The sequence below is a fragment of the Pseudoduganella aquatica genome, assembly GCF_020865585.1.
GTDB lineage: Bacteria > Pseudomonadota > Gammaproteobacteria > Burkholderiales > Burkholderiaceae_D > Rugamonas > Rugamonas aquatica_A.
In genome coordinates this window covers 3010841-3025012 of sequence record NZ_CP086370.1, presented here as the reverse complement: position 1 = coordinate 3025012, position 14172 = coordinate 3010841, and the positions used below count along the sequence as shown (strand labels likewise).

At 66.4% G+C, this 14172-nt stretch carries 10 protein-coding genes; 8 read left to right on the top strand and 2 right to left on the bottom strand.

Annotation, left to right across the window (positions count from 1 at the left end):
* Positions 1 to 39: 39 nt before the first annotated feature.
* On the top strand, positions 40 to 3051 hold the full coding sequence (locus tag KT882_RS13465; protein ID WP_228896174.1) for a sensor histidine kinase: 3012 nt from the start codon (positions 40 to 42) through the stop codon (positions 3049 to 3051).
* A gap of 12 nt (positions 3052 to 3063) precedes the next feature.
* Here the strand turns inward: KT882_RS13465 and KT882_RS13460 are convergent, their stop codons facing one another.
* Positions 3064 to 3945: a LysR family transcriptional regulator gene (locus KT882_RS13460; protein WP_161073522.1), complete on the bottom strand. Its 882-nt coding sequence runs from the start codon at positions 3943 to 3945 to the stop codon at positions 3064 to 3066.
* Between the two features lie 135 nt (positions 3946 to 4080).
* On the opposite strand from KT882_RS13460, the gene KT882_RS13455 reads away from it, so the two are divergent.
* From KT882_RS13455 to KT882_RS13445, 3 genes are all read left to right on the top strand, one after another.
* On the top strand, positions 4081 to 4779 hold the full coding sequence (locus tag KT882_RS13455) for a dienelactone hydrolase family protein (RefSeq protein WP_161073521.1): 699 nt from the start codon (positions 4081 to 4083) through the stop codon (positions 4777 to 4779).
* A gap of 50 nt (positions 4780 to 4829) precedes the next feature.
* A complete protein-coding gene (locus KT882_RS13450; protein ID WP_228896172.1) occupies positions 4830 to 5822 on the top strand; it encodes an alpha/beta fold hydrolase in 993 nt (330 codons plus the stop codon).
* A 147-nt stretch (positions 5823 to 5969) separates the two neighbouring features.
* Positions 5970 to 6542 carry a hypothetical protein gene (locus tag KT882_RS13445; RefSeq protein ID WP_228896170.1) on the top strand — a complete coding sequence of 191 codons (573 nt, stop codon included), beginning with the start codon at positions 5970 to 5972 and terminating at the stop codon, positions 6540 to 6542.
* A 246-nt stretch (positions 6543 to 6788) separates the two neighbouring features.
* On the opposite strand, the gene KT882_RS13440 is transcribed toward KT882_RS13445, so the two are convergent.
* A complete protein-coding gene (locus tag KT882_RS13440) occupies positions 6789 to 7532 on the bottom strand; it encodes an SDR family oxidoreductase (protein WP_321170359.1) in 744 nt (247 codons plus the stop codon).
* Positions 7533 to 7675: 143 nt separating this feature from the next.
* On the opposite strand from KT882_RS13440, the gene KT882_RS13435 reads away from it, so the two are divergent.
* The 4 genes from KT882_RS13435 (at position 7676) to KT882_RS13420 (ending at position 14165) form a co-directional block, all read left to right on the top strand.
* Positions 7676 to 8374: a FadR/GntR family transcriptional regulator gene (locus KT882_RS13435; protein WP_161073512.1), complete on the top strand. Its 699-nt coding sequence runs from the start codon at positions 7676 to 7678 to the stop codon at positions 8372 to 8374.
* Between the two features lie 134 nt (positions 8375 to 8508).
* The gene (locus KT882_RS13430; RefSeq protein ID WP_161073511.1) at positions 8509 to 9915 is read left to right on the top strand and encodes a glycoside hydrolase family 88/105 protein; all 1407 of its coding nucleotides are present in this window, start codon (positions 8509 to 8511) and stop codon (positions 9913 to 9915) included.
* A 9-nt stretch (positions 9916 to 9924) separates the two neighbouring features.
* Positions 9925 to 11136, top strand: coding sequence for a DUF4861 family protein (locus KT882_RS13425; protein WP_228896168.1), 1212 nt, complete (start codon positions 9925 to 9927; stop codon positions 11134 to 11136).
* A 53-nt stretch (positions 11137 to 11189) separates the two neighbouring features.
* The gene (locus KT882_RS13420) at positions 11190 to 14165 is read left to right on the top strand and encodes a TonB-dependent receptor (RefSeq protein ID WP_228896166.1); all 2976 of its coding nucleotides are present in this window, start codon (positions 11190 to 11192) and stop codon (positions 14163 to 14165) included.
* Positions 14166 to 14172 lie beyond the last annotated feature (7 nt).

Here is a 14172-nt window from a genome sequence, read left to right as displayed (position 1 = left end):
CGCTTGCGTCAACAGCCCCGGGCTGGCCATAATGAATCTATGGCAATATTTACGCACAAAAACTTCCTGCGGGCCGCCCTGGCGCTGGCGCTCATGGCCGGCACTGCCGCCCAGGCGCTGGACCCGGCCGTTCCCATCACCGGCTACCACCACGACATCTGGACCAGCCGCGAAGGCGCGCCGCGCGAGGTCGATACGATGGCGCAGACCGCCGACGGCTGGCTGTGGCTGGGCACGGTGACCGGCCTGCACCGCTTCGACGGCGTGCATTTCGAGGCCTTCAAGCCCGCGCCGGGCGAAAACCTGCTGGGCAAGCGCATCACCTCGCTCACCGCCCTGCCCAATGGCGATTTGTGGATAGGCTACACCTTCGGCGGCCTGAGCCGCCTGCGCAACGGCCGCCTGCTGCACCTCGCGTCCGGCGCCGGCAATCCCATCGGCGCCACCTACGGCCTGGTGGTGGAGTCCGACGACAGCATCTGGGTCGCCAGCACCAGCGGCTTGATGCATTACAGCGGCGGGAAGTGGGAAAAGATAGGCGCGGACTGGAACTACCCGTCCCCGCGCGCCGAGCTTGTCCACCTGGACCAGTACGGCCGGCTGTGGGTGGCGGACCAGCAAAAGCTCTACCTGCTGGACCGCGCCGCGCGCAAATTCCAGTCCACCGGCCACAGCGCCACCGCGCCGATGCTGAACCAGTCCCCCGACGGCCGCCTGTGGCTGACCGGCAAGGACGGCTACACGCCGCTGCCGCCGCCGCCCGGCCAGCCCCTGCCGCGCTCGCCCTGGCACAACCGCGCGACGGCGCTGTCCAATCTGTTCGACCGGCACGGCAATCTCTGGGCCGGCTGCCCCGCCGGCCTGTGCCGCACGCTGCCGTCCACCTGGCAGGGCAAGAACGGCGCCTTCCCCCGCAGCGCGGCGGACGACAGGCTGGACCAGCCTTGGCAGATGGGCAGCCTGAACGTGCACTCGTTGCTGGAAGACCGCGAAGGCAATATCTGGATCGGCACGCCGGCCGGGCTGGAGCGCCTGCGCCAGAACAAGCTGCAAACCGTGCTTTTCCCGCCCACGGCGGGCTACCTGGCCTTTGCGCAGGAGGAAGACGGCACCGCCTGGGCCGCCTCGGCGGAGGCCGGCCTGCTGTGGCGCATGGACGCCGGCGGCCAGGCCGTCAAGCAGGAGACCGGGCAAAAAGTGTACGTGGTGGCCAAGGGACGCGACGGCTCGGTGCTGATCGGCGGCGACCAGCGCATCGAGCGGCGCAAAGGCGGCGTGGTCGAGATCTGGCCGCTGCCGCCCTTGCTCGGGGGCGAGAACGGCAAGAACTTCGTGCTCATCCTGTCGGACGACGCCACCGGCACCTGGGTGGGCATAGGCGGACGCGGCCTTTACCGGCGCGAGAACGGCCAATGGATATCGCCCGGCGAGCACAAGGGCGTGCGCGGGCCGCTGTACGCCGCCGCCGACAGCAAGGGCAACACCTGGTTCGGCTTCCGCAACAACAAGCTGCTCTACCACGAGCGCGGCAAGCTCACCGAATACGGGCCGGCGCAAGGCATAGACCTGGGCGCGGTCACCTTTGTCGATACGCAGAAGGAGCTGCTGATCGCGGGCGACAACGGCATGGCGGTGCTGCGCGACGGCAAATTCTTGCCCCTGAGCGCCGCCGATCCGGGACTGCTGTCGAATGTGTCCGGCATGGCCATCACGCCCGACGGCGACCGCTGGCTCAACACCAGCAAGGGCCTGGCCCACGTCACCGCCGCCGACTGGCAGCGCAGCATCACGCACGAGGACACGCCGCTGCGCTACGAACTGTGGGACAGCTCGGACGGCTATCCCGGCGCGGCGGCCATGGTGGTGCGCACGCCGTCCGCGCTGGCCGGCAGCGGCGGCCGGCTATGGTTCGTGGGCACCGGCGGCATCGCCTGGTTCGATCCGGCCCGCCTGGAGCGCAACACCGCCGCGCCGGCTGTGCGCGTGACCGGCATGCACAGCGACGGCGTGCCGCACGCGCTGGACGCGGGCCTGCGCCTGCCGCCCGGCACCGGCAAGCTGCAGATCGACTACACCGCCCTGAGCTACACCATGCCCGAACGCGTGCGCTTCCGCTACCGGCTGGACGGCGTGGACCAGGACTGGCAGGAAGCCGGCCCGCGCCGCACCGCCTACTACACCAACCTGGGGCCGGGCAGCTACCGCTTCAACGTGGAGGCGGTGAACGAGGACGGCGTGTCCAGCGGCATCCACAGCGCGGAGGACTTCGTGATTGCGCCGCGCTTCACGCAGACGGTCTGGTTCGCGGCGCTGTGCGCGCTGGCGGCGGCCCTGCTGGCCTACGCCATGCACCAGCTGCGGCTGCGCCAGCTCACGCGCCGCCTGCGCGAGCGCATGCACGAACGGCTGGTGGAGCGCGAACGCATTGCGCGCGCGCTGCACGACACCTTCCTGCAAAGCCTGCACGGGCTGATCCTGCATTTCCAGGCCGTGGCCAACCGCCTGCCGCCCGGCAGCGACACCCGCGCGCTGATGGACAAGACGCTGACCCAGGCCGACCAGGTGCTGATAGAAGGCCGCGACCAGGTGATGGACTTGCGCGTCTCCCGCAACTGCCTGTCGGCCGCGCTCAAGGAGGCCGGCGAGACCATGGCGGCCAATGGCGGCTGCCTGGAAGCCCCGGGCGAGGAACCCTTCGCACTGACCGTGCGGGTGGAAGGCAAGGAGCGCGAGCTGGCGCCGGCCGTGCACGACGAGGTGTACGCCATCGCGCGCGAAGCCATGAGCAACGCCTGCCGCCACGCGGGCGCCAGCGTGCTGGACGTGCAGCTGGCCTACGGCGCGCGCGAGTTCACGCTGGCCGTGCGCGACAACGGCAAAGGCCTGAATCACGCCACCCAGACGCAAGGCAAGGCCGGGCACTGGGGCCTGACCGGCATGCGCGAGCGCGCCGAGCAGATCGGCGCGCGGCTCGAGATCAGCAACCGCGCAGGCAGCGGCGTGGAAGTGCTGCTGATGCTGGCGGCGTCGCAGGCCTACGCCGGCAAGTAATTGGTCCGCAGCCTAGCCGCACATCGCGTCCCGGCTGTCCGCATACAGCTTGGCCAGCCAGGCCGACACCACCTTGAAGCGCGCGATGGAACCGGCGTCGCGGTGGCTCAGCAGCCATAGTTCGCGCTGCAGCTCGGCCTGGCCACCCAGCCGCCGCAGGCCGGGCGGGTGGCCGATCAGGCAGGGCAGCAGCGCCAGCCCCAGTCCCGACTCGCAGGCGCGCAGCATGGTGGTCAGGCTGTTCACCCGCACCGAACCGCGCACGTCCGGCCCCAGGCTGCGTATCCAGGCCATCTCCGGCACATGCGACAACTCGTCGCCGTACATGATCCAGGGTTGCTCGCCCCACTGTTCGCGCGGCACCGGCTCGGCGTCCGCGCTGCCGTAGACGGTCCAGCCTATATCGCCCAGCTTGCGCATCACCAGCGCCGCGTCCTCGCCCGGCTGCGCCAGGCGCAGCGCAAAGTCCGCCTCGCGGCGCGTGAAGGACAGGTTGTCGTTGTCGCCCAGCAGATGCACGTACAACTGCGGATACTGCGCGGCCAGTTCCGGCAGCCGCGGCAGCAGCCAGTAGTCGAACAGGAAATCGATGGCCGTGATGCGCACCGCGCCGGTAATGGCCTCGGCCTCGCGCGACGACGCCAGCAGCATGCTCTGCACATTGCCGTACACCGCCTCGCCATATTCCACGAACACGCGGCCCGCCTCGGTCAACTGGTAGCGCGTGTTATCGCGGATGAACAGGCGCAGCTGCAGCGACTTCTCGGCCGCTGCAATGCGGCGGCTGATGGTGGACGCGTCCACCCCCAGCGCGCGGCCGCTGGCGCTCATGCTGCCGGTGCGCGCCAGCGACAAAATCAGCGGAATATCGTTCCAGTCAAAATCGTTAGCCATTCGTCGCTTGTTTCCCTATCCCTATCGAAAGACCTGCATTTTTACAAAGCGGCATTGCAGCTTTGTGCGTTCCCACCCGGCGTTTTCCGACCTAAGATGCATCCATCGCATCGCACTACCCAACGGAGAAAACAGATGAAACCAGGCATTTCCATCCAGGCCGAAGACGGCAGCTTCAACTGCTACGTAGCCCGCCCCAGCGGCGCCGCGCCAGCCCCGGTGATCGTGGTGCTGCAGGAGATCTTCGGCGTCAACGCCGGCATCCGCAGCATTGCGGACAACTACGCGGCGCAAGGCTATATCGCCGTCGCCCCCGACCTGTTCTGGCGCGCCGAGGCGGGCCTGGACATGTCCGAAGCGAGCGAAGGCGACTGGGCCAAAGGCTTCGCCCTGTACAGCGCCTACGACTTCGACAAGGGCGTGCGCGACATCGCCGCCACTGTGGCGGCGGCCCGCACCATGCAAGGCGCCAGCGGCAAGGTGGCCGTCACCGGCTACTGCCTGGGCGGCCTGCTCACCTACCTGAGCGCAGCACGCGGCCGCGCCGACGCCTTCGTGGCCTACTACGGCGGCGGCACCGAGAAGTTCGTGTCCGAAGCGGGCAAGGTGCAGGACCCGCTGCTCTACCACCTGGCTGGCGAAGACGAATACATCGGCAAGGAAGCGCAGGCCGCCATCAATGCCGCGCTGGGCCAGAACAAGCAGATCGAACTGCATACCTACCCCGGCTGCAACCACGCTTTTGCGCGTCCCGGCGGCAACCACTACGACGCCGCGGCAGCCGAACTGGCGAACGGGCGCACCGCCGCTTTCTTCAAACAGCATCTTGCCTAATGTAGCACAGCGTTTTTTAACCCAACATACACTAAAAGGAAGAACCCATCATGTCCACCAAGCCCCAGGATCAAGCCCTGAATGAGATCAACACCGCCCGCCGTGGCGCCCTGACCGGCGGCGCCAGCCTGGCCGCCATCGCCGCAGCCGCCATGCTGCCGCTGGCCGCCACCAGCGAAGCGCAAGCCGCGCCGGCCGGCAAGCCTGTCCGCAAGACCGCCAGCACCATCACCACCAAGGACGGCGTGGACATCTACTACAAGGACTGGGGCTCGGGCCAGCCGGTCGTGTTCAGCCACGGCTGGCCGCTGAATTCGGACAGCTGGGAAGCGCAGATGTTCCACCTGGCGAACAACGGCTTCCGCGTCATTGCGCACGACCGCCGCGGCCACGGCCGCTCCAGCCAGCCATGGGACGGCAACGACATGGATCACTACGCCGACGACCTGGCCGCCGTGATCGAAGCGCTGGACCTGAAGAACGCCATCCTGGTCGGCTTCTCCACCGGCGGCGGCGAAGTGGCGCGCTACGTGGGCCGCCATGGCACCAAGCGCGTGGCCAAGCTGGCCCTGGTGTCGGCGGTGCCGCCGCTGATGCTGAAAACGGCCGACAATCCGGGCGGCCTGCCGATCGAAGTGTTCGACGGCATCCGCGCCGGTTCGGTGAAAGACCGCTCGCAGCTCTACCTGGACATCGCCAGCGGCCCCTTCTACGGCTTCAACCGCCCAGGGGCAAAGGTCTCGCAAGGCATGATCAACGCCTGGTGGATGCAAGGCATGATGGGCGGCCATAAAAACACCTACGACTCGATCAAGGCCTTCTCGGAAACCGACTTCCGCGCCGACCTGAAAAAGTTCGACAAGCCGACCCTGGTGATCCACGGCGACGACGACCAGATCGTGCCGATCGACGCAGCGGGCCGCGCCTCGGCCGCGCTGGTCAAAGGCGCCAAGCTCATCGTCTACCCCGGCGCACCGCACGGCCTGACCGACACCCACAAGGACAAGGTCAACGCCGACCTGCTGGCCTTCGCCAAGTCCTGATGCCGGCATAAAGCCGGGCCAGAAAGCCTCCGGGGCCAGCCCCGGAGGCTTTTTGTCTTTTCAGATAGCTGCATGTGACAATCCGCGCATTTTTCCCGCCGTAGCGCCCGCTATACTCGCCCTGTCCTAGCAGCCATCTTTATCCCCATGACAGTGATCTGCCCGAAATGCAGCCATGTGCGGCCACCCGACGCCACCAATCCAGACTGGCAATGCCCTGCCTGCGGCATCTGCTACGCCAAATTCCAGAAGCCCGGCGCCGAGCCGGTCCGGCCCGCACGTGAAACCTATGTCCACGCCGACCAGGGCTGGAATCTGGGCTGGCTGTTCAAAGCCATCCTGCTGGTTGCATTGGGCTGGGGATTGAACGCCGCCATTGAGCGCAGGTCCAAGGCGGTTCCCGACGCGGAGGCGGTCGTGGCGGAAGAAAGAGAATCAGAATCCAGCACGGGCGGCGGCGCCGGCGTAGCCATCGCCAACACCGCCCTGCAGGTATCCGGCGCAGACACCGGCATGCTGAAAAGCCTGTCCGGCCGTCTGGAAAAAGCCTGCGCCCGCAACAAATACAACCTGAGCGAAAGCGCCTGCATCGCCCGCCTGCACGAACGCGAAGATCTCTGCGCCACCGCCACCGCCCAACGCTACCCCGGCCAGATCGGCGACACCGACCGCATGCAAATGGTCACCAAAGCCTACGTCGGCTGCATATTCGAGAATTAAGCGTGGGCAGGTGGGGCCGAAGGGCCTATTACACAGGGCGTAGGGCGGGTTAGGCGGCGCCAGCCGACGTAACCCGCCATGATCCGTCGAACAGCACCCATTGGCGCCCACGGATATTCACGACACGAATTTCTCTCATCACAAAGATAAAGTAGACGCATATGCTGCAATGCGAGATGATGCACCTGTCTCCTCTATTCTCCTCCAAGAGATTAGATTTAGCCCGCTCCCGTAGCGGGCTTTTTTTTATTTGCCGCCGCCGACCGTCAACGTGGTGGCGGTAATATAAGACGCAGCGGGCGACAGCAGCCAGACCGCCGGTTCCGCGATCTCCTCCGGATTGGCCGGACGGCGCATCGGTATGCCGGGTGCGGCGCGCTCCAGGCGGTAGGCGTCGCCGCCACGGGCGTGGATCTCGGTCAGCGTCATGCCCGGCGCCACGCCACACACGCGAATGCCTTCCGGCGCCAGCTCGCGCCCCAGTCCCATCGTGAACGCTTCCACCGCCGCCTTGCTGGCCGCGTAATGCACATAGTCGCCCGGGCTGCCGCTGCTGGCCGCCGTGGAGGAGATGTTGACGATCACGCCTTTCACACCGCTGCGCTTGAAGGATGCGATCGCCGCGCGGCAGCAATCCATCAGCCCCAGCACGTTGACCTGGAACACGGCGGCGATGCCGGCCGGGTCGGCGTCCGCGAAGCGCCCCAGCCCGCCGGTGATGCCCGCGTTGTTGACCAGCGCCGTCACCGGCCCCAGCTGCGCCTCCACCGTGGCGAACAGGCGCGCCACGTCCGCAGGCACGCCCACGTCGCCCTGCACCGCGACGGCGCTGCCGCCCGAGGCCACGATCTGGTCCACCACCCTGGCCGCGGCCGCCGCGTCGCTATGATAGTTGACGCCCACCGCATAGCCGTCCTGCGCCGCGCGCAGGGCGATACAGGCGCCGATGCCGCGCCCCGCGCCGGTAACGATCAATACTTTTTTCATCATTTTTCCTCCAAAGCAGCCCGACTGGGCGCCCAGTGTAGCGCAGGCGCGCCTGTATTGGCTGGTCCGCCTTGCAAGATTGGCCTGTCCAAACTAAAATCTGACCACCTTGCATCTTTAACACCTCTCTCGGACACGTCCATCCAATGAAGAAACCTCCTGCGCCGCGCGAAGCCACTGTGGCCGAGCCGCGCCTGTACCGTGTCGTAGCCTCCCGTATTCAACAACTGATCAAGGACGAAGATATCCAGCCAGGCTCGCGCCTGCCCGCAGAACGCGAACTGGCCGCCAAGCTGAGCGTAAGCCGCGCCTCGCTGCGCGAAGCGCTGATTGCGCTGGAACTAGGCGGCATGGTCGAGGTGCGCGGCGGCTCCGGTGTGTATGTGTCCGAACTGGTGGAGACCCCGGCCGAGATGCCCGAAGTCGGCCCCGGCCCCTTCGAGGTGCTGGCCGCGCGCCGCCTGATCGAGTCCGAAGTGGCGGCCATCGCCGCCAAGGTGGCCACCGATTCCCACGTCGACGCCATCCTGCGCGCGGTGATGGAGATGGAGCAGCACCACGAAGACCGCACCAGCAACGAACAGGCCGACCGCAACTTCCACCTGGCCATCGCGCGCGCCACCGGCAACACGGCGCTGGTGGGCGTGATTGAATACCTGTGGAACCAGCGCGGCACGCTGTGGCACAAGCTGAAGGAGCACTTCCAGACCGAGGACCTGCGCAAGCAAACGCTGCAGGATCACCGCAAGGTACTGGAAGCCATCGCCGCGCACGACGTGGCCGGCGCCCGCCAGGCCATGCGCGCCCACCTGGAACGCGTGACCCGCACCTTCTCCCGGGGCTAAGCCCAACAGTCTCCGCCCCCTAAATTGTAAATGGCGCAACAAGGCGGCTAGTCCGCCTTGCACATTTGGTCAGACCAAACTAGAATGGCCTGACCAAATGACGCACCATCTTAAATAGCGCGCGACGGAGACACATGCACACCACCAAGAAACTGCTGGCCAGCGCGGCCGCCCTCACCCTGCTGCTGGGCTCGGCCCACGCCGAAGGTCCTTACCGCAACCCCGACAACAAAAGCCTGACCGACGCCGGCGAGGGCACCTATCCCGTGCCGTACAAGATGCCGGTGGTGTCCGAAATCACCGAGGTGCTGAACCGCATACGCGGCTATATGGATGCGTCCACGCCCACCCGCGTGATCGACAAGAAAACCGGCAACCAGATCACCGACTTCAGCAAGCCCAATAAGGACGCCATCTTCGCGCCCAGCGCGGGCGACTACGGCATCATGGTGTACGAAATGGGCGTGGTGCACGCCGGCCTGTTCAAGGCGGCCGAAGCCACCGGCGACCCGCACTTCACCGACATGACCAAGCGGCACTTCCAGTTCTTCGCCGACACCCAGCCCTACTTCCGCGCCCAGGAACAGCAGTTCAAGCTGGAGCGCAACAACAGCTTCTCGCGCTTCCTCGACCCGCGCGCGCTGGACGATTCCGGCTCCATGTGCGCCGCGCTGATGCGCGCCCGCGCGCTGAAGATCGGCCCCGACCTGAGCGGCATGATCGCCACCTGCAGCGACTGGGTGGCCAACAAGCAGTTCCGCCTGCCAGACGGCACCATGGCGCGCAAGCGTCCGCAAGCGGTGTCGCTGTGGGGCGACGATATGTATATGAGCATCCCCGCGCTGGCGGAAATGGGCCGCATGACCGGCAAGCGCGAGCACTTCGACGACGCGGTGAAAAACGCGCTGCAAATGTCGAACTACCTGTTCAACCCGCAGCTGAACCTGTACACCCACGGCTGGCACGCCAACATCCCGGACGCGCCGCGCTTCTACTGGGCGCGCGCCAACGGCTGGGCCGTCATGGCCATGTCCGACCTGCTGGACGTGCTGCCGAAAGACCACCCCGGCTATCCTAAAGTGCTGGCCCAGCTGCGCCTGAGCCTGAAAGGCATCGCCGAGCTGCAATCGGGCAGCGGCCTGTGGCACCAGATGATAGACCGCAACGACTCCTACCTGGAAACCTCGGCCAGCGCCATGTTCGTCTACGTGACGGCGCACGCCATCAACCAGGGCTGGATCAGCCCGACCACCTACGGTTCGATTGCGCAAGCGGGCTGGGCCGGCCTGGTGTCCAAGGTCACGGCAAAAGGCGAAATCGAAGGCATCTGCGTGGGCACCACGCTGGCCGGCGACCAGACCTATTACTACCACCGCCCCACCAGCGTGAACGCGCTGCACGGCTACGGCCCCACCCTGCTGGCCGGCGCCGAGATGATCAAGCTGCTGAAGAACCCGAACATCGCCGTGGAGCACCGCGTGCGCACCTACCACTACATGCCGAAGACCAGCGGCCAGACCGACTACCGCGAACACCACTAAGGACACGCCATGAAAATGACCACCACCCCTCTGCTGGCCGCCATGCTGGCCACCCTGGCGCCGATGGCCCACGGCGCCAGCTTCACCGTCAAACTGAGCCATGACCTGGACATCGCCCGTCCGTCCGAAACCGTGACCATCCCCTGGGTCGAGGTCAACAAGCAGCTGCCCGGCGCGCTGATCCAGCGCCTGGCCGTGAAGGACGCCTCCGGCCGCGTGGTGCCGCACCAGGTGACCAATGTGGCCCCGCAGGCCAAGGACCCGAAGAACGAAGGCGTCGCGTATGGCGAACTGATCTTCCAGCACAGCTTCAAGGCCGGCGAAAAAACCGCCAGCTACACCGTCGAAACCATCGACGCGCTGGCGCCGCCCTTCGCCAGCCAGTCCTCGGCCCGCTACGTGCCGGAACGCCTGGACGACTTCGCCTGGGAAAACGACAAGCTGGCGCACCGCACCTACGGCCCCGCGCTGGCCGCCCCGGCCGCGCCGGGCAGCGGCAAGGAAGTGCTGGAGACGAGCGGCCTGGACCTGTGGTTCAAGCGCGTGAACTACCCCATCGTCGACCGCTGGTACAACAAGGGCCATGACCACTACCACCACGACGAAGGTGAAGGCATGGACATGTACAACGTCGGCAAGTCGCGCGGCGCCGGCGGCGCCGGCGTGTGGCTGGGCGGCACCCTGTACACCAGCAGCAACTACGCCAGCTGGAAAGTGCTGGCCAACGGCCCGGTGCGCACCATCTTCGAGCTGAACTACTCCGCCTGGAACGCCAACGGCACCCAGGTCAGCGAAGTGAAGCGCTTCACCGTGGACGCCGGCCACTATATGGACCGCGTCGACAGCACCTTCACTTTCGCCGGCCCGAAAACGCTGCCCATCGCCATCGGCCTGAACAAGACGCCGACCGACAAGGGCGAAGATCCCAAGATCGCCGTGGTCAAGGACAAGGCCTCCACCGCCGTGCTGCAGTGGATACAGCAAGCCACCAAGGGTTCCTTCGGCGTGGCCATGGTGCTGCCGAGCGCCACCGACTACACCGAGGACAAGCTCAACGAGCTGATCGTGGCCAACGCCACCTCGGGCCAGCCGCTGACCTACTACGTGGGCGGCGCCTGGGAGCGTTCCGGCGACATCACCTCGCAAGCGCAGTGGGAAGCCTATGTGCACAACGTGGCCTTGCGTGCCCGCAACCCGGTGAAAGTGAGCTGGAAACAATAAACTTTTTCAAACCGCCGTCGTACTCGATATACATAACTAAACAGGGAGACAGTATGGACAACAGCGAACAACCAACCCGCCGCCCGGCACGCTTCAACGTGCGCCTGGCCGGCTCCACCTCGATCACGGCGATGGCCCTGGCCATCGGCGCCGCCTATGCCCCGGCCTACGCGCAAAGCACGCCGCCCGCAGCGCAGGAACCCACCACCGTGGTGGTGACCGGCATGCGCGCCGCGCTGGAAAGCGCGCTCAACAAGAAGCGTGAAGACAACGGCATTGTCGACGTCATCAAGGCCGAAGACATGGGCAAGTTCCCCGACACCAACCTGGCCGAGTCGCTGCAGCGCGTGCCCGGCGTGGTGATCGACCGCGACGCCGGCGAAGGCCGCAGCATCACCGTGCGCGGCCTGGGCCAGGACTTCACCCGCGTGCGCATCAACGGCATCGAGGGTCTGGCCACCACCGGCGGCACCGACAGCTCCGGCGGCGCCAACCGCTCGCGCGGCTTCGACTTCAACGTGTTCCCGTCCGAACTGTTCAACTCCCTGACGGTGCGCAAGAGCTCCTCGGCCGACGTGGACGAAGGCTCGCTGGGCGCCACGGTGGACCTGCAGACCACCCGCCCCTTCGACCTGAAAGGCTTCAACGCCACCGTCATGGCCAAGGGCAAGTACAACGACTTGTCGCGCAAGACCGACCCGCGCGTGGGCTTCCTGATCTCCAACACCAATGCCGACCGCACGCTGGGCTTCCTGGTGTCCGGCGCCTACTCCAAGCGCCAGGTGCTGGAAGAAGGCTTCTCCACCGTGCGCTGGGATAACGGCCCCTCGTCCGGCGGCTGGTGCGCCCCCATCGGCGTGACCCCGGCCAACCCGGCCACGTCGACCGCCACCACCTGCGGCCCGGCCGCGCAAGGCGTGCCGCGCCTGCCGGCCTCGGCCGCCGCCACCGCCGCCTACAACGAAGCGAGCAAGGCCGAGAACTTCGTGCCGCGCCTGCCGCGCTACGGCCGCCTGACGCACGACCAGGACCGCCTGGGCCTGACCGGCTCCTTCCAATGGCGTCCGGCGCGCGGCTCCCTGCTGACCTTCGACATGCTGTACTCCAAGCTGGACGCCACGCGCCAAGAGGACTTCCTGGAAGCGATCTCCTTCAGCCGCACCGCCACCCAGGGCGGCAAGCCGCAAACCAGCGTGGTCGAAGCCCAGTTCGCGCCCAACGGCTCGCTGCTGTACGGTAAATTCAACGGCGTCGACATCCGCGCCGAATCGCGCTACGACGAACTGTCGACCACCTTCACCCAGCCCACGCTGACGCTGGAACAGGACATCGGCGACTCGCTGCGCCTGCTGGCCAAGGTCGGCAGCGCCAAGTCCAAGTTCCGCAACCCGGTGCAGACCACCACCACGCTGGACGCGCTGAACGTCAATGGCTATACCATCGACTTCCGCCAGAACGACCGCATGCCGTCCATCACCTACCCGTTCGACCCGGCCAATCCGGGCGCGGCAATGGGCATCGTCGGCGTGCCGGTGGTCACCAGCGGCACCCAGCCTGCGTCGGTGACCAACACCACCACCAGCGAAATCCGCATCCGTCCGCAAGGCGCCACCAACACCAACGACGTGGGCCAGGTCGACCTGGTGTGGGAAGCCTTCCCAGACCGCCTGAGCTTCAAGACCGGCGCCAACTACAAGAAATACACCTTCGACTCCTACGAGTTCCGCCGCGTCAACCAGGGCGACACCATCTTCGCGCCGGCCGTGGGCACCAGCATGGCCAGCCTGATGACCACCATCAGCGGCTTCGGCCGTGGCCAGAGCCTGCCGGCCGGCACGCCGACCTCGTGGGTGATCCCTGACCTGAACGCCATCGCCAAGGCCTACGACATCTACTGCAACTGCATCAAGAGCGGCCCGGCCGGCGGCCCCGGCGACTTCACGCTGTCCTCCATCACCAACGGCAACGCGCGCGGCAACAACCGCTCCGTCACCGAAGAAGACAAGGGCATCTACCTGATGGGCGAGTTCACCGAAGAGCTGGGCGGCATCCCGCTGCGCGGCAACTTCGGCGCCCGCTACGTGCGCACTGCCATGAGCGCCACCGGCTACCAGTCGGCCGGCGGCGGCTCCGAAGTCACGGTCGGCAACGACTACTCCGACGTGCTGCCATCGTTCAACGTGGCCGCCAACCTGACCAAGGACTTCATCGTGCGCCTGGCCGCGGCCAAGGTGATGACCCGTCCGCAGCTGGGCAACCTGTCGCCGGGCGGCACCGTGGCCACCACCGGCACGCTGACCATCACCTCCGGCAACCCGCTGCTGAAACCGTTCCGCGCCAAGACCTTCGACACCAGCTTCGAGTGGTACCACGGCAAGAACGCCTTCATCGGCCTGGGCCTGTTCCAGAAGAACATCGGCACCTACATCCAGAGCCTGCGCACCAACGTCGCCTTCAAGGACACCGGCCTGCCGATGTCGCTGCTGCCGGCCAACTTCAACGGCGAGGAAATCTTCCAGGTCACCGCCCCGGTCAACACCGACGGCGGCAAGCTGAAAGGCTTCGAGCTGAACTTCCAGCAGCCGTTCACCTTCCTGCCGGGCTGGGGCCGCAACTTCGGCACCTTGATGAACTACACCTTCGTCAAGTCCAAGATCGAGTACCTGGTCTCGCCGACGAGCAACACCACCATCACCGACGACCTGCTGAACCTGTCGCCGCGCTCGTGGAACACCACGCTGTACTACGACGACGGCAAGTTCAGCGCCCGCCTGTCGGCCTCGCAGCGCGCCTCCTTCGTCACCCGCGTACCGGGCCAGAACAACAACGACGTGGAAGGCAAGAACAAGTCCACCAACGTCGACATCTCGTTCTCGTACAAGGTCAACGACAAGCTGGACCTGACGCTCGAAGGCGTGAACCTGACCAACGAGCCGAACGACCAGTTCGTCAGCCGCGCCCGCAACAGCGTGGTGGTCAACAACGTCACCGGCCGCGAGTTCCTGGCCGGCCTGCGCTACAAGTTCTAAGGTCCGT

Excerpts from the sequence above, each read along its gene's own strand:
- KT882_RS13420 (WP_228896166.1), top strand. The coding sequence starts at position 11,190 with ATGGACAACAGCGAACAACCAACCCGCCGCCCGGCACGCTTCAACGTG.
- KT882_RS13430 (WP_161073511.1), top strand. The coding sequence starts at position 8,509 with ATGCACACCACCAAGAAACTGCTGGCCAGCGCGGCCGCCCTCACCCTG.
- KT882_RS13445 (WP_228896170.1), top strand. The coding sequence starts at position 5,970 with ATGACAGTGATCTGCCCGAAATGCAGCCATGTGCGGCCACCCGACGCC.
- KT882_RS13425 (WP_228896168.1), top strand. The coding sequence starts at position 9,925 with ATGAAAATGACCACCACCCCTCTGCTGGCCGCCATGCTGGCCACCCTG.
- KT882_RS13440 (WP_321170359.1), bottom strand. The coding sequence starts at position 7,532 with ATGATGAAAAAAGTATTGATCGTTACCGGCGCGGGGCGCGGCATCGGC.
- KT882_RS13465 (WP_228896174.1), top strand. The coding sequence starts at position 40 with ATGGCAATATTTACGCACAAAAACTTCCTGCGGGCCGCCCTGGCGCTG.
- KT882_RS13460 (WP_161073522.1), bottom strand. The coding sequence starts at position 3,945 with ATGGCTAACGATTTTGACTGGAACGATATTCCGCTGATTTTGTCGCTG.
- KT882_RS13450 (WP_228896172.1), top strand. The coding sequence starts at position 4,830 with ATGTCCACCAAGCCCCAGGATCAAGCCCTGAATGAGATCAACACCGCC.
- KT882_RS13435 (WP_161073512.1), top strand. The coding sequence starts at position 7,676 with ATGAAGAAACCTCCTGCGCCGCGCGAAGCCACTGTGGCCGAGCCGCGC.
- KT882_RS13455 (WP_161073521.1), top strand. The coding sequence starts at position 4,081 with ATGAAACCAGGCATTTCCATCCAGGCCGAAGACGGCAGCTTCAACTGC.